At 65.4% G+C, this 23185-nt stretch carries 13 protein-coding genes and 1 pseudogene; 6 read left to right on the forward strand and 8 right to left on the reverse strand.

All coding sequences use genetic code 11. The features are described 5' to 3' along the window. Nucleotides 1-81: 81 nt before the first annotated feature. The 7 genes and pseudogenes from EJ078_RS01650 to hutI form a co-directional block, all read right to left on the reverse strand. Complete coding sequence (locus EJ078_RS01650) at nucleotides 82-1851, reverse strand: glucan ABC transporter ATP-binding protein/ permease (RefSeq protein ID WP_127215506.1); 1770 nt, start codon at nucleotides 1849-1851, stop codon at nucleotides 82-84. Between the two features lie 376 nt (nucleotides 1852-2227). Continuing rightward, nucleotides 2228-10806, reverse strand: a pseudogene (locus EJ078_RS01655) (glucoamylase family protein). 270 nt (nucleotides 10807-11076) lie between these two features. Continuing rightward, entirely contained in the window at nucleotides 11077-11664 is a 588-nt protein-coding gene (locus tag EJ078_RS01660) for a HutD family protein (RefSeq protein ID WP_127215504.1), read from the reverse strand. A 4-nt stretch (nucleotides 11665-11668) separates the two neighbouring features. Next, the gene (gene hutU / locus EJ078_RS01665) at nucleotides 11669-13339 is read right to left on the reverse strand and encodes a urocanate hydratase (protein ID WP_127215503.1); all 1671 of its coding nucleotides are present in this window, start codon (nucleotides 13337-13339) and stop codon (nucleotides 11669-11671) included. Nucleotides 13340-13376: 37 nt separating this feature from the next. Continuing rightward, nucleotides 13377-14192 (reverse strand): N-formylglutamate deformylase, encoded by an 816-nt coding sequence (gene hutG / locus EJ078_RS01670; RefSeq protein WP_127215502.1) that lies wholly within the window; start codon nucleotides 14190-14192, stop codon nucleotides 13377-13379. Between the two features lie 219 nt (nucleotides 14193-14411). Next, nucleotides 14412-15947 (reverse strand): histidine ammonia-lyase, encoded by a 1536-nt coding sequence (gene hutH, locus EJ078_RS01675; RefSeq protein WP_127215501.1) that lies wholly within the window; start codon nucleotides 15945-15947, stop codon nucleotides 14412-14414. Continuing rightward, a complete protein-coding gene (hutI, locus tag EJ078_RS01680) occupies nucleotides 15944-17173 on the reverse strand; it encodes an imidazolonepropionase (RefSeq protein ID WP_208721603.1) in 1230 nt (409 codons plus the stop codon). Before hutI ends, hutH begins: the two co-directional genes overlap by 4 nt. 98 nt (nucleotides 17174-17271) lie before the next feature. Between hutI and EJ078_RS01685 the strand changes: the two genes are divergently transcribed. After that, the gene (locus EJ078_RS01685; RefSeq protein ID WP_095824868.1) at nucleotides 17272-18627 is read left to right on the forward strand and encodes a formimidoylglutamate deiminase; all 1356 of its coding nucleotides are present in this window, start codon (nucleotides 17272-17274) and stop codon (nucleotides 18625-18627) included. Between the two features lie 5 nt (nucleotides 18628-18632). After that, entirely contained in the window at nucleotides 18633-19379 is a 747-nt protein-coding gene (hutC, locus tag EJ078_RS01690; RefSeq protein WP_095824772.1) for a histidine utilization repressor, read from the forward strand. A 51-nt stretch (nucleotides 19380-19430) separates the two neighbouring features. On the opposite strand, the gene EJ078_RS01695 is transcribed toward hutC, so the two are convergent. After that, nucleotides 19431-19775 (reverse strand): RidA family protein, encoded by a 345-nt coding sequence (locus EJ078_RS01695; RefSeq protein WP_095778583.1) that lies wholly within the window; start codon nucleotides 19773-19775, stop codon nucleotides 19431-19433. A 229-nt stretch (nucleotides 19776-20004) separates the two neighbouring features. Between EJ078_RS01695 and aztA the strand changes: the two genes are divergently transcribed. The 4 genes from aztA (at nucleotide 20005) to EJ078_RS01715 (ending at nucleotide 23148) form a co-directional block, all read left to right on the forward strand. Continuing rightward, a complete protein-coding gene (gene aztA, locus EJ078_RS01700; RefSeq protein ID WP_127215373.1) occupies nucleotides 20005-20823 on the forward strand; it encodes a zinc ABC transporter ATP-binding protein AztA in 819 nt (272 codons plus the stop codon). Next, entirely contained in the window at nucleotides 20823-21698 is an 876-nt protein-coding gene (gene aztB / locus EJ078_RS01705) for a zinc ABC transporter permease AztB (RefSeq protein WP_127215375.1), read from the forward strand. Before aztA ends, aztB begins: the two co-directional genes overlap by 1 nt. Nucleotides 21699-21723: 25 nt before the next feature. After that, nucleotides 21724-22665: a zinc ABC transporter substrate-binding protein AztC gene (gene aztC / locus EJ078_RS01710; RefSeq protein WP_127215372.1), complete on the forward strand. Its 942-nt coding sequence runs from the start codon at nucleotides 21724-21726 to the stop codon at nucleotides 22663-22665. Between the two features lie 144 nt (nucleotides 22666-22809). Further along, nucleotides 22810-23148: a TIGR01244 family sulfur transferase gene (locus tag EJ078_RS01715; RefSeq protein WP_127215374.1), complete on the forward strand. Its 339-nt coding sequence runs from the start codon at nucleotides 22810-22812 to the stop codon at nucleotides 23146-23148. Nucleotides 23149-23185: the final 37 nt, after the last annotated feature.

Genomic DNA, 23185 nt, shown 5'->3' on the forward strand with positions numbered 1-23185 from the left:
GCGACGGAGTGAGACGCTGATCTTCCTGGAACACCTTCATCTGTCGCCTGCGGCGACACCTTGTCCCACAGGGAAGAAAGCTTACGCCGCTTCCGTCACCGGACGGCTGAGGCGACGGACCTCCTCGTCGTTGAGCAGGCCGCCGGCGCGCAGCAGGGCTGCGAAGCGGCCGTTGCGCAGCGACAGCTCGGTGAAGCCGCCGTATTCGACCACCTTGCCCTTGTCCATGAAGACGACCAAGTCGGCGTCGCGCACGGTGGTCAGGCGGTGGGCGATGATGAAGGTCGTGCGGTTGCGGCGCAGTTCGTCGATCGCTTCCTTGACTCGGTCCTCGGTCTCGACGTCGAGCGCGCTGGTCGCCTCGTCGAGCACCAGGATCGGCGCATCCTTCAGCACGGCGCGGGCGATGGCGATGCGCTGGCGCTCGCCGCCCGAGAGCTGGCCGCCGCGCTCGCCGACGACGGTGTCGTAGCCGCTGCTCTTGGCCAGGATGAAGTCCTGTGCGGCGGCGGCATTGGCGGCGGCGTGCACCTCGTCATTGCTCGCATCGGCGCGGCCGACCCGGATGTTATCCTCGATCGAGCGGTTGAGCAGGCCGGCGTCCTGGAAGACGGTGGCGATCGAGTGGCGCAGCGACTTGCGGGTCACCGTGCGAGTGTCGATGCCGTCGATCAGGATGCGGCCGCTGGACGGCGTGAACACGCGCTGCAGCAGGTTGATAAGCGTCGTCTTGCCGGCGCCGGTCGGGCCGACGATGGCGACGGTCTTGCCGGCCGGCACCTCGAAGGAGACATTTTCGATACCATGGCCCGAATTCGCGAACTCGAAGCTGACGTCCTCGAAGCGCACACGGCCGGTGACGTTGGTCAACTCGCGCAGGCCGTCCGGCTCGGCGGTTTCGGCGGCCGAGTCCTCGAGGCGATAGAAATCCTCGAGCTTGGCGCGGGCCTCGGAAATCTGCGTCGTGAAGGCGGACATCTGGTCGAGACGGGCGATCAGCATTCCGGCAAAGCCGGTGAAGGCGACGACGTCTCCGACACGGAGCTGGCCACGGGTGACGAGATAAGCCCCAATCGAGAGCACGATCATCATCGAGATGGTCGACGACAGGCGGTTCAGCGCATTGGCGATAGCCCACCAGTCGAGCACCGGGTTCTGCGCGTCGAGCAGGTCCTTGACGTAGCGCTTCAGCGTCGCGGTCTCATGGCCGATGCGGTTATAGCTCTGCAGCACGGCGACGTTGCTGACGCTGTCGGTCACATGGGCAAAGACGGTGTGGTAGTGGCACTCGACGGCGGTCTGCCCCGACTTGGTACGGCGCATGACGATACGGCCGATTCCGACGTAGAGCACGCCGAGGCCCAGCAGCACGATGGACATGCGGATGTCCATGGAAAGCGCGGTCGGCACCAGCAGCACCAGCGCAATGGCCGTCGAGAGATGCACGCGCATGAATTCGAGCCACAGGCTGAACAGGGTTTCGACGGCGCGCAGCAGCGTGTGCAGCGAATTGGACGTGCCGCGCTGGTGGTGCCAGGCGAGCGGCATGGTGATGACGCGCTCGAAGGACTGGCACAGCACTTCCGAACGCCGGGCATGGGCGAAGCGGTCGGCGCCGCGCGACACCAGCACGAAAGCTATGACATTGAAGACACCGAGAGCGGCCCAGACGGCGAGCGTCGAAAACACCGGACCTTTTTCGGAAATGGCGCCGATCACCCGGCCCAAAAGGATCGGCTCGAGAATGGCGATCGCGGCAAGCGCGACGTTGGCGCCGCAGATCAGCGCGACGCGCTTCTTGTCCGCAGCCAGATAACTCAGCGCTCTAAAGTAGATCTGCAGAAGTGACACTTCAGCTACTCCGCCAAACTCTTGTCCGTGCTCAATGTCGGTATTGTGCGCCGCACCATTTTTTGACACGTACCGGTTTATGTGTCGCGAAACAATGCGTCGTCTATCCCTTCCGTTCCGATTTAGCGAACAAAAGATGACGACGGTGCGAAATCTGACGTGATCACCTAACGGTTTGAGATAAAAGGTGAAATGTCAGCCTTGCGGCAAAACAATGGCACCTGCCCAGCGCTGCCACATTTTTAATCACTTGGCGCTTGCTTAGCCGTGCCTGAAGCAGCGTGGGCGCACGCTGCCCGGCCCATTGGCAAAGTAAAACGCCAAGCTCGGCCGCGCATCCCGAGAGATGCGCGGCCTGCAAGGCAAACCGTTGATCCTACGCAGGTATCTTGACGACGACGTCGGTCATCTCGCCGGCCCTCGGTTCGAAAGACCCTGATTTGGTCTTCGAACCATTGACTTCAAGCGCGATCGACTTGGTCTTTTTGTCGCGGATGACGCGAACCTTGATTTCGCCGCCGAACATCTTGAGTGTGGCGGCGTAGCCGTCCCAGTGGCCGGGCAGCTTCGGCCTAAACGTGATCTGCTTGCCGCGCCGCTCGATGCCGAGGATTCCTTCCACCGCGGCCCGGTAGAGCCAGCCGGCCGACCCCGTATACCAGGTCCAGCCGCCCCGGCCGCCTTTTCCTTCGCCGGCGTAGATGTCCGCCGCCACGACGTAAGGCTCGACGCGGTAATGCTCGGCCGCCGCCTCGTCCGAGGCGTGGTTGACCGGGTTCAGCATCGAGAAGCAGCGATAAGCCTCGTCGGTGCGTCCCATCTCGGCCAGCGCGATGACGAACCAGGTGGCGGCATGGGTGTACTGGCCGCCGTTCTCGCGCACGCCCGGCGGGTAGCTCTTGATATAGCCGGGATCCTTGTCGCTGTTCGAGAAGGGCGGCGTGAACAGCTTGACGATCTTGTGCTTGTCGTCGACGAGCATCTTCGTCGCCTGTTCCATGGCCGTGGTCGAGCGGGCAGGATCCCCCTCGCCCGACAGCACGCTCCAGGACTGGGCGATGGAGTCGATCTTGCACTCATCCGAATTGCGGGAGCCAAGCGGCGTGCCGTCGTCGAAGCTGCCGCGCCGGTACCACTGGCCGTCCCAGGCCGTGCTCTCCAGCGCCCGCTTCAGCAGGTCCGCGTGCTTCGTCCAGGCCTGCGCCCGCTTGCCATCGCTCTGTCCCTTGGCGATGGGGGCGAAGTCACCCAGCGTCTTCAACAGGAACCAGCCTAGCCAGACGCTTTCGCCCTTGCCGCCCTCGCCGACACGGTTCATGCCGTCGTTCCAGTCGCCGCCGAGGATCAGCGGCAGGCCGGCCGGGCTGCTGCGCTTGATGGCCAGATCGAGCGCCCGCGCGCAGTGCTCGTAAAGCGAGGCTGTGGTCTTGGTGATCTCGGGCGTGAAGAAGGCGTCGTGCTCCCCTCGCCAAGCTCCTGCCCGTCGATGAACGGTATCTGCTCCTTGAGGATGGCGGCATCGCCCGTCACCTCGATGTAGCGGGCCGTCGCGTGCGCCAGCCACACGACATCGTCCGAGATCATGGTGCGCACGCCGGCATCGGTCCGGGGCAGCCACCAGTGCTGCACGTCGCCCTCCTGGAACTGCCGGCGGGCGGCGTTGAGAATCTGGTCGCGCGCCAGCTTCGGATCATGCGCCAGCAAGGCCAGCGTATCCTGCAACTGGTCGCGGAAGCCGAAGGCGCCGCTCGCCTGGTAGAAGGCCGACCGCGCGCGGATGCGGCAGGCCAGGCTCTGGTAGGGCAGCCAGTGGTTGACCATGGCGTTGAGCGCCTTGTCCGGCGTCTCGACCTGAATGGTGTCGAGGAAGCCGCGCCAGACGCGCTCATTGTCGGCCAGACGCCGGTCGAAATCCTTGTCCCTGTGGGTCTGCACCAGGGCGCTCGCCTCGGCGGCCGTGGCGGCGTCGCCAAGCAGCCAGAACAGCGTCACGTCGCCGCCGGCCGGGATGTCGATGTCACTGGCGATCACCGCGCACGGATCGTCGCCTGCCTCGACGCGGCCGGACAAAGCAACTCCGCCAAGCACGGCCTGCGGATATTCGGTCGTGCCGTGCCTGCCGACGAACTCGCCGCGGTCGGCGGTCACCGAATGAACAGGCGCCGTCGCGGCGAGGAAAGCCACCCGCTCGCCGAAGTCGAGCCCGTAGGGGTTCTGCGCCAGCATGGCGCCCGTCGCGGCGTCCCTGGTCGGCACAATGGTTGCCGCCGTGCGCGAGCGATGGCCGCCGAGCACCCACTCGGCATAGGCATAGACGCGCAGCCTTGCCGGCGCGGGGCCGGCATTCTGGATGCGCAGCCGCGTGATCTTCACCGGATCCACCGGGTCGACGACCTGCGTCAGATCCATCGACAGCGGCCCGCGCTTCGAGCGGAAGGTCGAGAACCCCTGCCCGTGCCAGGTCTCGTAGGTCATCGAGGGATCGCGCACCACCGCGGCCATCGGCGAGAACGCCTTGCCGCTCAACTGGTCGTAGATATAGAAGCCCTCGCCCGGCCGGTTCGACACCGGGTCGTTCGACCACGGCGTCAACTGGTAGTCGCGGCTGTTGCGGCTCCAGGTGAAGCCGGCGCCCTCGGCAGAGACGTGGAAGCCGAAGGAAGCGTTGGAGATGACGTTGATCCAGGGCTGCGGCGTCACACGACGGCCGGTCAGCCGCGTCACGTAGTGGCGGCCGTCGCCGTCGAAGCCGCCAAAGCCGTTCCAGAGGCTGAGGCCGGTGCCGTCGGCGGCAATATCGGCTCCCCCCTCGCTTGCCCGCGTCGGCTCAGGCAAAGGCGGCGACGGCTGGCGGGCCGGAACGCCTTCCGCCTGCTGCAAAGCATCGCGAGCCTGCAATGCCGCCGTTTCGGCCCGCTCGAGCTGGTCGAAGATGGTGCCGTTGCGGGTGTGGAGCGCAACACGCGCGACCGACAGTAGGGTCTTGTAGGTCGGCTCGTCCATCAGGTCGCGGCGCACGGCGAAGATGTGCTGACGCGGGCCAAGCTCGCGACCACGCAGGCGGCTGTTCTCGCACAGCGTCTCCACTGCGCGCTGCAGGTCCTGCACGTAGGAGGATGCCTGCTCGTTGACGACGACGAAGTCGATCATCATGCCGCGGGCGCGCATGTATTCCTGGAAGCGCAGCGCCTGGGCGACGATCTCGAGATCGGCGACGTCGCCGATGCGCACCAGGAAGATCGGGAAATCGCCGGAGATGCTGGTCGGCCAGAGGCTCGATTGGCGGCCGAGGCCCGAGGCGATGGAGTCGGCGGGCAGACGCAGGAACGGATCGGGATAGATCAGGTAACGCGCCAGCTTCTGCACATTGGCGGCATCGGTCAGGCTGAGGCCGAGATGGCGCGTCTGCACCTGGCTGCGCGTCCAGGCGAGCATCGCCTGGCGGGCGAAGCTCTCCTGATGGTCGAGGCGGCCGATCGCCTCGTCGAGCTCGCCCCGGTTGGCGCCGACGACGGTCCAGAAGGTCAGCGAGATCTTCTTGTTGGCCGGCACGCGCACCTGGCGGCGAAGTGCCGCCACCGGGTCGAGCGTGAAGCCGTGGCTGCCGGAGAGCCGGGCGCCGGGGTCGAAGGCGGCAGCGTCGGCGATGGTGCGGCCACGGCCGATGAAGGCGCGGCGATCGGTTTCGGCCTCGGCGTCGCGCGAGGGACCCGACGGATCGGTGACGAAATGCACCATGGTTAGGTCGGGCTCGTTCTTTTCGCGCTTGCGCCTGGTGGCGAAGATCGCGCCGTTGTTAGCGGAGATCTCGGTCTCGACGAACATCTTCGAGAACGCCGGATGGGCGTTGTCCGAGGCTTCGTTGCCCAGCACCAGCTCGGCAAAGGACGTCACCTCGATGTGCCGGTCGGTGGGGCCGTCATTGTAAAGCGTGACGCGCCGGCCTTCGCCGTTCCCTTCGGAGATGACGATGCACTCGACCTCCGAACGCAGCGAGCCGATCGATTTGGTAAAGCTCGCCTTGTCGTCGGCAAACAGCGTCTGCACGCGCTCGCCCTCGGCGCGCTTCGGCTCGGCGGTGGCCGACCACCAGTCGCCGGTCGCGGTGTCGCGCAAGAAGATATAGGAGCCGAGACGGTCTTCGCTCGGGTCCGGCTGCCAACGGGTGATGGCAAGCTCGCCGAAGCGGCTGTAGCCGGAGCCGGTGGCGGTGACCATGACCGAGTAACGGCCATTCGACATGACGTTGGTCGCGCGCAGCGCCTTGATCGGGTCAAGGATGATGCGGCTGTCCGGGCTCTCGGTCTCGGTCTCGTCCTTGGAGCGCTCGTCGGCCTCGGTCCTGACGGTGGCGGTCGGGATGTCGCGCGGCGCCTTCTCCTGCAAGAGGAGTTCGGCCGACTCAATCACCGGATCGCTGTGGAAGCGTTCGCGCAGCCGACCCTCGAAGATGGCGTCCGCCACGGCGGCGATCGACATGCCGGAATGGTGGGCCATGTAGTTCTGGACGACGGCATGGTCGGTGCCTTCCGGCACGCGCTGCGGCGTGAAGTCGACCGCATCGTAAAAGCCGTGCCGGCCGAGCGCGCCGATCGCGCGCAGCCGCATCAGGTTCTGCACCGCCTCACGCGGATTGAACTGCGCCGCCAGGATGGTGGCGTAAGGCGCGATCACGGTGTTCTGGCCGAGACCACGCTTCAGGCCGAGGCCGGGCACGCCGAAGTTGGTGTACTGGTAGGTGAGCTCGCGGTCGCGGGCATTGTAGGCCGCTTCCGAGATGCCCCAGGGCACGTTCTTCGAGCGCGCATACTGGATCTGGCGCTTGATGATGAGCTTGCTGGTCTGGTTGAGGATCGAGCCCTGCGGCTCCTTCATCACCAGCGGCGGCATCAGGTACTCGAACATCGAGCCCGACCAGGACATCAGCGCGCCCTTGAAACCGATCTCGACAATCGGCCTGCCGAGCCGGAACCAGTGCTCGGTCGGCAAGTCGCCCTTGGCGATGCCGAACAGGCTGGTCAGCCGCGCCTCGGAGGCGAGCAAGTCGTAGCAGCTCTCGTCGAGCTGGTGCTCCTCGACGCGATAGCCAATCGACAGGAGCTTGCGCTCCTGCCGCATCAGGAAGGAAAAATCCATCTCGAAGGCGTAGCGGCGGCAGCGCCCGCGCAGCGCGAGCAGCTTGGTGCGGAGCGCCGAGACCGCGCTTTCGTCATTGTGCGAATCGTGCACATGGGCCTCGCAGGTCGCCTCCAGCCTGGCCGCCCAGTCGGCGATGACGTCGCTCTTGGGCGACGCCGCCTCGACGTGGATGGCCGTGGCGAGCTTGCGGATCTCGCCGGCCAGCACCGCGAGATTGATCGTGCGGATCGAGGCCATCTCGGGCTGCGCCTTGATGGTCATCACTGCCCGGCGCATGCCGTCGAGGCGGTCGGCAAGACGCTGGCGCAGCGGCCGCAGCTGGCGGCGGTCGTCGGGCAGTTCCTCCAGGCTCTCGTCGAGGATGGTGACGGTGTCGAGGATGCCCTCGAAATCGCCCTGCAGGTGGACGGAAGGCGCCTCGGCCCATTCGGCGCAGGCCGCGGCCACGGCGACCAGATGGCCGGCGAGATTGCCGCTGTCGACCGCCGAGATATAGAGCGGATAAAGCGGCTTCAGCGTCGTCGTGTCGTACCAATTGTAGAGATGCCCGCGATCGCGCGGCATGTTCTCGATGGTCGTCATCGTGGCGTCGATGCGGGTGATGGCATCCGACAGGCTGATCCAGCCGAAGTCGCGCGCCGACACCACCGAGAGCAGGTAGACGCCGATGTTGGTCGGCGAGGTACGCGGCGCCACCACCGGGGCCGGGCTTTCCTGGAAATTGTCGGGCGGCAGATGGTGATGCTCGGCCGTCACGAAGGTCTCGAAATAATGCCAGGTGCGACGCGCCACGGTGCGCAGCGCATGGATGTCAGCGGCGGAAATGCGCAGCCTGTCCTCGGTCTCGGCCGAGCGGCTGATCCAGCAGGCGACGGCGGGCGAGCCGATCCAGAAAATCGCGAAGAAGAAGGCGACGAACGCGCCGGTGGAATCGGCCAGCACCGGAACGGCAAGGCCGACGACGCCGATGATCACGGCGCCATACATCATGCTGTAATAGGCGCCGAGATCGCTGCCGCCGGTCTTGTGCGCCTGCGAGGCGGTGCGCCACTCCAGAAGGTTCTGGCGGCTGACGAAGAGCCGGTAAAGAGTGCGGACGATGGCATCGCCCATCATCCAGGCAAGGTGCGCCATCAAAAGCACCTTCAGCGCCACCAGCGCGGTGCCGAACACAGTGTCGCGCGCCAGCGCCGAGAAATGGCCGCGCGGCGTCTGGTCGCCGCTCTTCGGCAGGATGCCGTTGACGATGTCGAAGGTCGGGGCCATGAACAGGCTGAGGATCATCAGCGCCTGCCACTGCGCGGCCTGCGTGAACGGCAGCAGCGTCCAGCCGGCGATACAGGCCATCACCCAGAAGATCGGGGTCACCGAGCGGCGGAGGTTATCGACCATCTTCCAGCGCGACAGTGCCGGAACGCCAGAGCGCGGATCGAACATGAAGCCGAGCAATTGCCAGTCGCCGCGCGCCCAGCGGTGGTGGCGTGAGGCGTCGACCGAGTAGCGGGTCGGATAGTCCTCGACCAGTTCGACATCGGTGACGAGCGCGGCGCGCGCCAGGGCGCCTTCGAGCAAATCGTGGCTGAGGATGGTGTTTTCCTCGATGCGGCCCTTCAGCGCCGTTTCGAAGGCGTCGATATGGTAGAGGCCCTTGCCGGTGAAAGTGCCGTCGCCGAAGACGTCCTGATAGACGTCGGACACGGCAAAGACGTACGGGTCGAGACCGCGATTGGCCGAGAAGACGCGCTGGAAGAAGGAGGCATCGTCGCCGCTGGTGAGCGAGGCGGTGATGCGCGGCTGCAGGATGGTGTAGCCGGCTGTGACGACGCGCTTTGCCGGATCGAAATGCGGACGATTGAGCGGATGCGCGAGCTTGCCGACAAGGCTCGAGACGGCGTCGCGGGTGGTGCGCGTATCGGCGTCGAGCGTCATCACATAGGTGACTTTGTCCGGCAGCGGCACATCGAGCGGCAGGAAGGTGGTATCGCTGTCGCCGCGCAGCAGAAGGTTGAGCTCGTGCAGCTTGCCGCGCTTGCGTTCCCAGCCCATCCAGCAGCCCTGGGCCTGATTGTAGAGCCGGCGGCGATGCAGAAGATAGAAGCGCGGAGCGCCTTCCGACGGGTAGCGGGCGTTCAGCCTGGCGATCTCGTCGCGGGCATATTGCAGGATCTCGATGTCGGCTGCGTCGATTTCGGTCTTGGAATCAGGCCAGTCGGACAAAAGCGCGAAATGGATCTCTTCTGCCGTGTTGGCGAGATGATGCACCTCGATGTTGCGGATGTTTTCCTCGACGTCGTCGCGCGACCCGATGAGCGAAGGCACGACGACCAGCGTGCGCGCTGAGGTGGGGATGCCGTGCTTGTAGTCATAGCCGACTAGCCGCGTCGGCTTGAGGAAGAGCGCCACGACGGTGTTGAAGAAGGCCAACGCGCCTTCGCTCGCCGGCACCGCGAACAAAGCCAGCATCAGCGTGATCGCCCCCGCCGAGAGGCCGAGATTGGCAAGCGCGTTGCCGGACAGCACAAGCAGGAGCACCGTCAGCAGGAAGACCGGCACGACGATGCCGAGCCAGCCGGTGGCGGCAAAGGCGCGCTTGAAAGTCACATAGAAGGGAGCCCGGTAGCCGATCGCCTGTTCCAGCTCCGGCCGACGCGGTCCGACCAGGAAGAAGCCGACATCGGTATGCACGGAGGGGTCGGCAGTTTCCGGCACGCCGGACGCATCGGTGACCCCAGGCATGTGGCCTGCAAGCTCGATCGCCGTTTCGGCGACGCGGAATTCGGAAAGGTCGGAGCGGCGCGCAAGCTGCTCGATCGCGGTGCGATACTGATCGCGCGAGAAGAAATCGAGCGCGGCGAAATCGGTCTTCTCGCGCAGCAGCGTGTCGATGCGGCTGACGCCCTCGAACCAGACCGTCCAGTCGACGTCGTTGATGAGGCGCAGGCCGCGGATGATATTGCCGGTGGTGACGTTGCCGCTGGACAGCGTCTGATGCTCGGAGATGATGATCTCCTCGGCGTCAGAGCCGGTCTTCTCGAGCTCGCCCTCCAGCCATTCCAGCGCGCGGCCGGCGTTCTGCGAACCGTCACGCAGGCGATAAAGGAGCTGGGTGGCGAAAGTGGTATCCTGCGCATGCGCGGCGTAGCTCGACAGGATCCTGGTCCGGTCGGCATTGTCGTCGGTCGCCAACACCCGGTCGGCGACCTCGTTGGCGATCTGGCGCATCTCTCTGGTACGGTTGACGCGCACTGCGATGCGTCGGAGGTTTTCGATCAGCACGAACCGCAGCAGCGACGGCAGCGCCCAGAGCTCGCCGATCTTCAGCGGCTCGACCGATTGAAAGCCCTCGACGATGGCCTTGAACATGGTCGCCGAGACGGCGCTGTCGGAATGCTCGACATAGCTCCAGGCGACGACGAAGGCGCGCGGCAACGCCGTGCCGCCCGCAAGCTTGAGCGTCGGCAACTGGCGGTAGAAACGGCGCGGCAGATCGCGCTTGACCTGAAATATGGTCTCTTCGACCAGGTAGTTGTTGTCGAGCAGCCATTGCGCCGCGGGCGTGATCGTCTCGCCCTTGGCCTGGGCGGCGTTGGTCGAACGGTAGACTTCGAGAATCTTCTTGGCGCTATCGCGGATGCGGGCCTGGAATTCGAACGGCGAAAGCCCGAACAGGTCCCTGACATCGCCCTTGGCGAGTGCTGCGCCCAGCGCGCGCAGCCGGTCTTCCGGCAGGAAATTGGAGCGTATCGGCGCTTCCGTGACGGTCGGGAAGCCGGCACTAGTTTGTTCGATCTTGGCGGGATTCGTCTGGATGTTCATTGATTATTCCGTAAGGCGGGGCGCGATGCGGCGTCACCGCCACGGCAATGGCCCTAAAACCGGTTCAAATGCAATCTGTTGCATGGCAGGTTCGGCCGAAAGTTTGTTTGCGCTCCATGACAGGGGCGTCCCCTTTCGACAACTCAAAGGCGAACGCCCCTCGCTTCCCGCCCCGGGTCCGATCAGGGAAAGGATTCAGGCTTTTTCGTGATACATGCAAGGGGCCAGGCGATATTTCGCCCGCGCCGCGATCATGTTTGGCAACAGCCGTTAACCATTGGCGGCGGTGACGCGCAGGCGGATCACAAAAATCAGCTCATGCCCTTCAGGCTGGAGGCGCAGTTTCTGGCTCTGCTGATCGAGGACGAGCGCATCAAGCGGTCCGAGGCTGGCAGCGGTGTCCGTGAGGACTGTGACGCCACCGCCAACCGGCAAGATAATCGTCGTGCCGTCGGTCGACCTTATCTCGACTTCACCCGAAACAGGCAAGCGCTCGACCGTATGGCCGATGCAGCCGCGGCGGCTCATGACGTTGAGATCGGTGATCGGGCCGCCCATCAACGTGGCGCGGGTCGGCACGTCGCCGGGAAAAGGAAGCGGCGCCGAGGCTGGCGTCAGCCGCGCCGGCGGTCGAGCGGCGATGTCGAGCATAATGCCGTCGCCTTCCAGCACCGACAGCGTGCGGTCGACCCCGGCGAAGCTGGAGAATGGCCCGCTGGTCTCGACGCGCGCCATGGAGATGCGCCAGTCGAAATCCTCGAGACCGGCGCCATCAGGCGAGACGGCGATCTCGGTGGTCGTGCCGCCGCCGTTCTTCCACGGCATGACGCGATAGCCGGCGGCACGAAGGATGCGCATCGCCTCAACCCAGTATGCCCGGCAGGTTGAGCTGGTGCTCCTTCGCGCACTCGATGGCGATGTCGTAACCGGCATCGGCGTGACGCATGACGCCGGTCGCCGGGTCGTTCCACAGCACGCGCTCCAGGCGCCTGGCCGCGTCAGGCGTTCCGTCGGCGACGATCACCATGCCGGCATGTTGCGAGAAGCCCATGCCGACGCCGCCGCCGTGATGCAGCGAGACCCAGGTGGCGCCGGACGCGGTGTTGAGCAGCGCGTTGAGCAGCGGCCAGTCGGAAATGGCGTCGGAGCCATCCTTCATCGCCTCGGTCTCGCGGTTCGGCGAGGCGACCGAGCCGGAATCGAGATGGTCGCGGCCGATGACGACCGGCGCCTTGAGCTCGCCGTTGGCCACCATTTCGTTGAAGGCGAGCCCCAATCGGTGGCGGTCGCCAAGCCCGACCCAGCAGATGCGCGCCGGCAGGCCCTGGAAGGAGATGCGTTCGCGCGCCATGTCGAGCCAATTGTGCAGATGCGTGTTGCCGGGGGTGAGTTCGCGCACCTTGGCGTCGGTCTTGTAGATATCTTCCGGATCGCCCGAGAGCGCAGCCCAGCGAAACGGGCCGATGCCGCGGCAGAACAGCGGACGGATGTAAGCCGGCACGAAGCCGGGGAAGGCGAAGGCATTCTCGAAACCCTCGTCCTTGGCGACCTGGCGGATGTTGTTGCCGTAGTCGAGCGTCGGCACGCCGGCGTTCCAGAACGCCACCATCGCCTCGACATGCTCCCGCATCGACGCGCGCGCCGCCTTCTCCACTGCCTTCGGATCGCTGACGCGCTTCTCGCGCCATTCGGCCATGGTCCAGCCCTTGGGCAGATAGCCGTTGATCGGGTCATGCGCCGAGGTCTGGTCGGTGAGGATATCGGGGCGGATGCCGCGCCTGAACATCTCCGGCACGATCTCGGCGGCATTGCCGAGCAGGCCGACGGACTTCGCCTCGCCGGCCTTGGTCCAGCGCTCGATCATTCCCATCGCCTCGTCGAGCGTCTCGGCCTTCTCGTCGAGGTAGCGAGTGCGCAAGCGGAAGTCGATCGAGTCCGGATTGCATTCGATGGCGAGGCAGGAGGCGCCGGCCATGACGGCGGCCAGAGGCTGGGCGCCGCCCATGCCGCCGAGGCCGGCGGTCAGGATCCACTTGCCCTTGAGATTGCCGCCATAGTGCTGGCGGCCGGCCTCGACGAAGGTCTCGTAGGTGCCCTGAACGATGCCTTGCGTGCCGATATAGATCCAGGAACCGGCCGTCATCTGGCCGTACATCATCAGGCCCTTCCTATCGAGCTCGTTGAATTTTTCCCAGGTCGCCCAGTGCGGCACGATGTTGGAATTGGCGATCAAGACGCGCGGCGCGTCCTTGTGGGTGCGGAAGACGCCGACCGGCTTGCCCGACTGCACCAAGAGCGTCTCGTCCTCGCCGAGCGTCTTCAGTGACGCGGCGATGCGGTCGAAATCGTTCCAGGTGCGCGCCGCCCGGCCGATGCCGCCATAGACCACGAGCTCGTTCGGGTTCTCGGCGACCTCCGGATCGAGATTGTTCATCAGCATGCGCAGCGGCGCCTCGGTCGTCCAATAGCGGGCGTTGAGCTTGTCGCCGCGCGGCGCGCGGACTTCACGGATGTTGTGGCGAGGGTCGGTCATGTCGGCAGTTCCCTTTCGATCAGGTGCGGCGGGAGCGTCAGCGCGCGGCCCAGGCAATCGAGGTTTCGAGAATGGTTTTCAGCGTGGCGCGGATCGGCGCCGCGTAGGTTGGGTCGTAAGGCACCGGCCAGTTGTCTGGCGCGCCCTTTTCCGACGGCTCGCGCATATAGCCGCGGTTCGAGAGCTCCATCTGCAGCGCATGGACGCCGCTCTGCGGCCGGCCGAAACTTCTGGTGATCCAGCCGCCCTTGAAGCGCCCATTGACCACCCAGGACTGGCTGCTCGCCGCGAGGATGGCGGCTACCTTTTCCTGCAGGGATGGTTCGGTGCTCTTGCCGTCATTGGTGCCGAGATTGAACACCGGCAGCGTGCCTTCGAACAGGCGCGGCAGCACCGAGCGAATTGAATGGCAGTCATAGAGCACGATCTTCTCGTGCATGCCGCGCAGACGGTCGATCTCAGCCTGCAGGGCGGCATGGTAAGGCGCGAAGTAAGTCTCGCGGCGCAGGTCGATCTCGGACGGCGTCGGCTCCTCGCCCATGCGGTAGAGCGGATCGCCATCAAACGTGTCGGTGGGGCAGAGCGTGGTCGTCGCCTGTCCAGGATAAAGCGAGACGCCGGAGGGGTCGCGGTTGACGTCGATGACGGTGCGCGAGATGGCGGTGTGGACGACCGTGGCGCCAAGATCGTTCGCGAAGTCGTACAGCTTGTCGATCCACCAGTCGCAGTCGCGGCGGCCGAGCCACGGCGAGACCAACCGGCTGTCGAGGCCCGCAAGATCTATGCCGGTGTGCGGGATCGAGACCAGCAGCGGCGCCGTACCGCGTGTGATGGTGAGCCAGGGCGTGGTCATTGGAGCTCTCCACGGGTTGGAGCTCTACGGCGCCCCCCTCTGTCCTGCCGGACATCTCCCCCACGAGGGGGAGATCAGATATCACGCCGGCTTTCGCCAATCGTCCACGTTGCAAGAAGGAGCGGGGCGCCAAAGTTGCCAGTCTCCCCCCTTGTGGGGGAGATGTCCGGCAGGACAGAGGGGGGCGTGAAGGATCGCGACCTATCAGAGCATTCAATCTCATGACGCAATCCCCGGCAGCGCCACCGCAGCCGCCACCTTAACCGCCGCGCCGCTGCGGACCAGGGCGATCGCCTTTTCCATGTCGGGGTGGAAATGCCGGTCGTTGTCGAGATGCGGCACCTCGGCTCGGACCAGCTTGCGCACCGTTTCCAGCGCTTCGCTCGAAGCGAGCGGGGCATGGAAATCGCAGCCTTGCGCGGCTGCCAACAGCTCGATGCCGATGACGGCCGTTGCATTCTCGATCATGCCGAGCAGGCGGCGCGCGCCGTGCGCAGCCATCGAGACATGGTCTTCCTGGTTGGCCGAGGTCGGGATGGAATCGACGCTCGCCGGATAGGCCTTCTGCTTGTTTTCCGAAACGAGCGCCGCCGCCGTCACCTGGGGGATCATGAAACCGGAATTGAGGCCAGGCTTCGGCGTCAGAAATGCTGGCATGCCGGAGAGCGCCGGATCGACCAGCATGGCGATGCGGCGCTCAGACAGCGAGCCGATCTCGCAGACCGCAAGCGCGATCATGTCGGCGGCAAAGGCCACCGGCTCGGCGTGAAAGTTGCCGCCCGAGAGCGCGGTGTCGTCCTCGGCGAAGATCAGCGGGTTGTCGGTGACGCCGTTGGCTTCGGTCTCCAGCGTGTCGGCCGCCTTGCGCAGGACGTCGAGCGCGGCGCCCATCACCTGCGGCTGGCAGCGCAGGCAGTATGGATCCTGCACGCGCTCGTCGCCAACGCGGTGCGATTCACGAATGGCGCTGCCGGCCATCAGATTGCGCAACGCGTCCGCGGTCTCGATCTGGCCGCGATGCTTGCGCAACAGATGAATGCGCGGGTCGAAAGGCGCGTCGGAGCCGCGGGCAGCATCGGTCGACAGGGCGCCGGCGACCAGCGCCGACTGGTAGAGCGTCTCGGCTTCGAACAGGCCGGCGAGCGCGAAGGCGGTCGAGAACTGGGTGCCGTTGAGCAGCGCCAGGCCCTCCTTGGCAACGAGCGTGACCGGTTCCAGCCCATGCGAGACGAAGGCGACCTTGGCCGGGAAGCGACCATGCGGGGTAAAACATTCACCGACGCCGATCATGACCGCCGTCATATGCGCGAGCGGCGCGAGGTCACCCGAGGCGCCGACCGAACCTTGCGCCGGCACCACCGGAATGACGTCGTTGGCGAGCATCCCCTGGAGCAGGTCGATGGTCTCGGCGCGCACGCCGGAAGCGCCCTGGGCGAGGCTCGCCAGCTTCAGCGCCATCATCAGCCGCACCACGGGGGCCGGCATCGGTTCGCCGACGCCCGCGGCGTGGGAAAGCACGATGTTGCGTTGCAGCGTTTCAAGATCGTTTGCCGGAATGCGAACGCTGGCGAGCTTACCGAAGCCGGTGTTGATGCCGTAGACCGGCTCGCCTTTGGCGACGATGCGGGCGACGGCTTCGGCGCTGGCCTTGATCTTCGGCCGGCAGGAATCGTCGAGCTTCGGCACGGCGCCGCGATAGATGGCGCGCCAGTCGGCAAGCGTTGCGCTGCCGGGCTTCAGGATCAGTTCGGTCATTGTCCTCTCCAGATGCGGGCATGAAGCGGATTGAAGCCCATGCGGTAGACAAGTTCGGCCGGACGCTCGATATCCCAGACGGCAAGGTCGGCCGATTTGCCGGCTTCCAGCGTGCCGGTCCTGTCGAGAAGCCCCAGCGCACGCGCGGCCTCGCGGGTGACGCCGGCGAGGCATTCGTCGATGGTCAGGCCAAAGAGCGTCGCGGCCATGTTCATGGTGAGCAGCAGCGAGGTAAGCGGCGAGGTGCCGGGATTGGAGTCGGTGGCGACCGCCATCTTCACGCCGTGGCGGCGGAAGAGATCGACCGGCGGCCTCTTGGTCTCGCGGATGAAGTAGTAGGCGCCGGGCAGGATGGTCGCGACGGTGCCGGATCCGGCCATCGCCGCGGCGCCCTCCTCATCGGTGTATTCCAGGTGATCAGCCGACAGCGCGCCGTAGCGCGCGGCAAGCGCGGCGCCATGCAGGTTGGACAACTGGTCGGCGTGAAGCTTCACCGGCAGGCCAAGCGCTTTCGCCTTATCGAAGACGCGCGCGATCTGTTCCGGTGAGAAGGCAATGCCCTCGCAAAAACCGTCGACGGCGTCCGCGAGCTTTTCGGCGGCAACCGCCGGGAGGATCGTGCCGGCGACGAGATCGATGAAAGCGTCCTTGTCGCCCCTGGCTTCAGGCGGCAGCGCATGGGCGGCGAGACAGGTCGTAAGGATCGTGATTGGACGCTCACTGGCCAGACGGCGGGCGGCGCGCAGCGACTTTTTTTCATTGTCGGCATCGAGGCCGTAGCCGGACTTGACCTCGACGGTCGTCACGCCCTCGGCCATCAGCGCGTCGAGGCGGGGCAGCGTCTGGGAGACGAGCTCGTCTTCGCTCGCGGCGCGCAGCGACTTGACCGAGGAGACAATGCCACCCCCTGCCCTAGCCACCTCCTCATACGTGGCGCCGGCCAAGCGCGTCTCGAATTCGTTGGCGCGGTTGCCTGCATAGACAAGGTGGGTGTGGCAATCGATCAGGCCGGGGGTGATCCAGCGGCCCTGGCAATCGACCGTTTCGGCGCCCTGCCCGGCGGCTGCCGGCAGGTCGGCCTCCGATCCGGCGTAGACGATCAGCCCGTCGCGCGCGGCGATCGCACCTTTCTCGACGATGCCGAGACCGGCAGCACCCTCGGCCATGGTCGCCAGGCGCGCATTGCGCCACAGACGAAGGCCGCTCTTTCCGTTTGCTCCACCCATCATCTTTTCCATTTGAAAGGATGACGATTATGTATATACATATTGAAACGCGACGCAAGTGTTAATGTCGCTCGGGCATTCGGATTGGGAGTTTGGACGTGACGGCGATCTTTGCGGAACAGGCGCTGCTGCCCGGCGGTTGGCGGGGCAATGTGAGGATCGCTTTCGACGGCGGCCGTATCTCTGAAGTCGAAGCGGGGTCTTCGGCACACGCCGGCGACGAACGCCACGCCATCGTCCTGCCCGGCATGCCCAACCTGCATAGCCACGCCTTCCAGCGCGGCATGGCGGGGCTTGCCGAACTGCGCGGTCCCTCGGCCGACAGTTTCTGGAGCTGGCGCGAGGTGATGTACCGCTTCGCGCTGTCGATGACGCCGGACCAGGTCGAGGCGGTCGCGGCGCAGCTTTATGTGGAGATGCTGGAAGCCGGGTTTTCGCGCGTCGGCGAGTTTCACTATCTGCATCACGACCGCGACGGGCAGCCTTACGCCAACATCGCCGAGATGGCGGAGCGGATCGCGGCTGCCGCCGCCGACACCGGCATCGGACTGACGCTGCTGCCGGTCTTCTATGCCCATTCGGCCTTCGGCGGCGCTGCTCCCAACGAAGGCCAGCGGCGATTCATCAATGATGTCGGACGCTTCGAACGTCTGCTTGAGAAAACTCGCGAAGGCGTTCGCTCGCTGGAGCAAGCCGTCGTCGGCGTCGCGCCGCACAGCCTGCGCGCCGCAACGCCGGACGAACTCAACGCGGTTGCAGCAATGGCGCCGAACGGGCCGATCCACATCCATGTCGCCGAGCAGGTGAAGGAAATCGAGGACTGCATCGCCTGGTCAGGCAAGCGTCCGGTCGAGTTGCTGCTCGGACATGCTGAGGTGGACAGGCGCTGGTGCCTGATCCACGCCACGCATATGACCGAGGCCGAGACGATCGCCATGGCCAAGAGCGGCGCCGTCGCTGGGCTGTGCCCCGTCACCGAAGCCAATCTCGGCGACGGCACTTTCGCCGCCCCCTCGTTCATCGAACATGGCGGCCGCTTCGGGATCGGCTCCGACTCCAATGTGCTGATCGGCCTGCCGGACGAGCTTCGGCAGCTCGAATATTCGCAGCGCCTTGCCCACCGCGCTCGCAATGTGCTGGCGCGCGCCGGCGGCTCTACCGGCCGCGCGCTGTTCGATGCCGCGCTCGATGGCGGCAGCATCGCGCTCGGCGCCGGCCCCTCAACTCTCGCCGTAGGCAGGCCCGCCGATTTCGTCTCGCTCGACGCCGGTCATCCCTCGCTTGCCGGCAAGGCGGGCGATGCCATCCTAGACGCCTGGATCTTTGCCAATGGCGGCAAGGTCGATTGCGTCTGGGTGCATGGCAAGAAGCAAGTGAGCGGCGGCAGGCATGTCAAACGCGAGGCGGTCGCCGGGCGCTTCCGCAAAGTGATGATGGCGCTTTCCGAGGGCTGATCCCGATGAGCATGACCGAAACGGCAGAGATGGAAGACGGCGAGACCCTGTCGCTGCACCAGCGGATCCTGTCCGACATCCGGGAAAAAATCCTGTCGGGTGCATGGGCGCCCGGCCACCGCATCCCGTTCGAGCACGAGCTGACGGCTCAGTATGATTGTTCGCGCATGACTGTGAACAAGGCGCTGTCGCAGCTCGCCAAGGCGGGGTTGATCGAGCGCCGCCGCCGCTCGGGCAGCTTCGTGCGCCAGCCGCAGTCGCAGGCGGCGGTGCTGGAACTGCACGACATCAGGATCGAGGTCGAGGCGCTTGGCCTGCCCTATCGTTATGAACGGCTGGAGCGCATGAAACGACGCGGCAATGCCGAGGATCGGTCGCTGCTTGGGCTATCTGCCACGGGTCCAGTGCTTTGGCTGGAGGGGCTGCATTTTGCCGGCGAACGGCCATTCGCGCTCGAGCAGCGCCTGATCAATCTTTCGGCGGTGGGCGAGGCCAGCGAGGAAGAATTTCTCGACATCGCGCCCGGCCCCTGGCTGATCGGCCGCGTGCCGTGGAGCGAGGCCGAGCACCGTATCCGCGCCATGGCGGCTGACGAAACTATCGCCGACACGCTCGACATCGATCCCGGCGCGCCCTGCCTGGTGGTCGAGCGCCGCACCTGGAGCGCCGAGCATCCGGTCACGCATGTGCGCTTCATCTATCCGGCGGAAAGCCACACGCTTGTGGCGCGGTTCACGCCTTCGCAGGGATGAGCAATCTTCCCCTCGCGGGCCCACGAGGGGAAGATTGGCGGATCCAGCGCCTTACAGCGCCGCCGTGATAATGATCTCGACCAGATATTCCGGGGTGGCGAGCTTGGCTTCGCCGGTGGCGCGGGCGGGCGTGTGGCCTTGCGGCACCCACTTGTCCCACTCCGAATTCATCTCGGCGAAGGTGCCCATGTCGGCCAGCCAGATGATCGCCTGCACGATCTTGGTCTTGTCGGTGCCAGCCTTGGCCAGCAATTCGTCGATGGTCTTCAGGATGTCGCGAGTCTGCGAGGCGACGTTGCCGCCGGGCTCACCGACTTGGCCGGCCAGATAGACAGTGTTGCCGTGAATGACGATCTGGCTCATGCGCGGGCCGACATCGATACGACGAATGCTCATGGGAGGTTCCTTCTTTCTAGGGTCGCGCCTGTTTAGAGTTCGTGCCGGCTCCGGGCAAGGCCGACCGGCGCGAAACCGATTGAGCCAATTTATCGGCTCCGGACCGCTTCCGTGTACACGGCGAGTTGACCGATCTGGACACAATTCTGCCGAACCGGCATGTTGACTAATGTAATAACATCACATATCGACGAGTGCTCTCGAATTCGTGTCCGATCCGAAACGCCTGATGACAAATGCCTGCCTGACCTTCCGCGACCTGACGCTCGGTTACAACAGCCATCCGGCCATTCATCACCTCAACGGCACGGTCCGAAAAGGCTCGCTGACTGCCGTTGTCGGCGCCAACGGCTCGGGCAAGTCGACGCTGATGAAGGGCATTGTCGGCGTGCTGAAGCCGATGGAGGGCACGGTTGTCCGCGCGCCCGGCGTACGCACCGCTTATCTGCCGCAGCAGTCGGAGCTCGACCGCAGCTTCCCGGCGCGGGTGGTCGACCTGGTCTCGCTTGGCCTGTGGCCGAAGCGCGGCATGCTCGGCCGCTACACCAAAGAGGATCGCGAGTCGGTCAGCAAGGCGCTGATGGCGGTCGGGCTCGGCGGCTTCGAGAAGCGGCCGATCGACACGCTCTCCGGGGGTCAGCTGCAGCGCACGTTGTTTGCCCGCGTGCTGTTGCAGGATGCCGACCTCATCCTGCTCGACGAGCCGTTCAATGCCGTCGACGCCAAGACCGTCGGCGACCTCATCCAGCTGATAAAGCGCTGGCATGGCGAGGAGCGCACGATCATGGTGGTCGTCCACGACCTCGATCTCGTGCGGCGGAATTTTCCCGAGACGCTGCTGCTCGCCCGCCAGCCTGTCGCCTGGGGCGACACAAAACAGACGCTCAGGCCTGAAAACCTGCTCAAGGCGCGGCGTTTTCACGAGGCCTGGGAAGAGAACGCGCCCTGGTGCGAGCCCGATGACCATGGCCATGACCACGAACATCATGACCACGCGGACGCGCATGATCATCATCACGGCCATGGCTCCGGACCGAGGGCGGCGTGATGGAGTTTCTCTACGGCCTGTTCATCCAGCCCTTCGCCGATTTCGCCTTCATGCAACGGGCGCTGTTCGGCTCGCTGATGCTGTCGCTCGGCGCCTGCCCGGTCGGCGTCTTCCTGATGCTCAGGCGCATGAGCCTGTCGGGCGACGCAATGGCGCACGCCATCCTGCCCGGCGCCGCCGCGGGCTTCCTGTTCTATGGCCTCGAGATCCTGCCGATGACCGTCGGCGGGCTGATCGCCGGCATCATCGTCGCGCTCGGCGCAGGGGCGGTTTCGCGCTTCACCATCCAGCGCGAGGACGCCTCGATGGCGGCCTTCTATCTGATCTCGCTCGCCATCGGCGTGCTTATGGTGTCGATCCGCGGCTCGAGCGTCGACCTGATGCATGTGCTGTTCGGCACCGTGCTGGCGCTCAACAACGAGGCGCTGATCCTGATCTGCGGCATCGTGGTTGTGACGCTCGCCTGCCTCGCCATCTTCTGGCGGGCGCTGGTCGCCGAATGCCTCGATCCGCTGTTCCTGCGCTCGGTGAGCCGCATGGGCAGCCCGGTCCATTTCATCTTTCTTGGGCTGGTCGTGCTCAACCTCGTCGGCGGTTTCCAGGCGCTGGGCACGCTGCTCTCGGTCGGGCTGATGATGCTGCCGGCCGCCGCCGCCCGCTTCTGGACGGTTCGCGTCGAGCCGATGTGCGCGCTGGCGGTGCTGATCGGCTTTGCCTCCTGCATAGCCGGACTGCTTTTGTCCTATCACGCCTCACTGCCGTCCGGCCCGGCTATCATCCTTTCGGCCGGCGTCGTTTATTTCTGCTCGATCCTGTTCGGCAGGCGCGGCGCGCTGCGCGCCCGTATCGTGCATCACCGCCACCGCACAGCTTAATCCCCAAGCAAGGAGACTCTTCCCAATGTTGAAATCCTTCCGCGCCGCCCTGGCGCTGAGCGTTATAACATTAAGCGCTTTCGCCACATCGTCCGCTTTTGCGGCGCCGCTCAAGGTGGTGGCGAGCTTCACGGTGATCGCTGACTTTGCGAAAAATGTCGGCGGCGACCGCGTCAACATCACCACCATCGTCGGCCCGGACGGCGACGCGCATGTCTACGAGCCGACCCCCGCCGATGCGGTGGCGATGGCCGGCGCCGATGTCGTGCTGGTCAACGGTCTGCATTTCGAAGGCTTTTTGCAGCGCCTGGTCGACACCAGCGCCACCAAGGCGACGATCGTGACGCTGACCAAGGGCGTGACGCCGATCGCCTTCAAGCCGGAATTCGCCGATGCCGACGCGGCCGAAGGCGCCGGCACCGGCGGCGGCAAGACGGTCAACGACCCGCACGCCTTCCAGTCGATTGCCAATGCCAAGATCTACGTGAAGAATATCGCCGATGCATTCTGCGCCGCCGATAGCGCGGGCTGCGACAGCTACAAGGCCAATGCCGCCGCTTACACGCAGAAGCTCGACGCGTTGGAGGGCGAAGTGACCGCGGCGATCCAGGCGATCCCCGAGGCCAAGCGCGTCGTCATCACCTCGCACGACGCCTTCGGCTATTTCGAGCATGCATACGGCCTGACCTTCCTTGCTCCGCAAGGCATCTCGACCGATTCCGAGCCTTCGGCCGCCGACGTGGCCAAGCTGGTCAACCAGGTCAAGCAGGACAAGGCGGCGGCGATCTTCATCGAGAACATCACCAACCCCAGGCTCATCGAGCAGATCGCCAGCGAGACCGGCATCAAGGTCGGCGGCACGCTCTATTCCGATGCGCTGTCGCCGCCCGACGGCCCGGCCTCGACTTATATCGACATGATGCACAACAACATCGAGCAGTTCAAAGGCGCGCTGCTCGGAAGCTAAGCGGCATCATCCAACCGGGCTAAAATCGGCCCGGTTGGATTTTCCGCCCCGCACTCTCTATTTGGCAGAGAGATCCGGTGCTACGGATTGCCGCCAATGCCGCGCGGTGGCATGACTGCGGCCAAGGATTGCGAGGACGACGCTATGGAATACCGCCAGATCAGCGAAGACTATTCGGTCTCGGGGCAGATCCAACCCGAGGACATCGTTGCCATCAAGGACGCCGGCTTCAAGAGCGTCATCTGCAACCGGCCGGACGACGAGCAGCCCGGCCAGCCCTCTGCCGACAGCGTCAAGGCGGCCGCGGAAGCTGCGGGGCTCGGCTTCCGCTACATCCCGGTGATCAGCGGCCAGCTCACCATGGACAATGTCGAGGATCAGGCCGAGGCGCTCGACGAGCTCGAAGGCCCAGTCTTCGCCTATTGCCGCTCCGGCGCGCGCTGCACCAACCTCTATGGGCTGATCCAGCAGCAGCGGGGGTGAAAGCTTGCGCATTGGCGAGAGCCAATTCCGCAGGTTC

Origin of the sequence: Mesorhizobium sp. M1A.F.Ca.IN.022.06.1.1 (genome assembly GCF_003952605.1) — a bacterium.
Classification (GTDB): Bacteria; Pseudomonadota; Alphaproteobacteria; order Rhizobiales; family Rhizobiaceae; genus Mesorhizobium.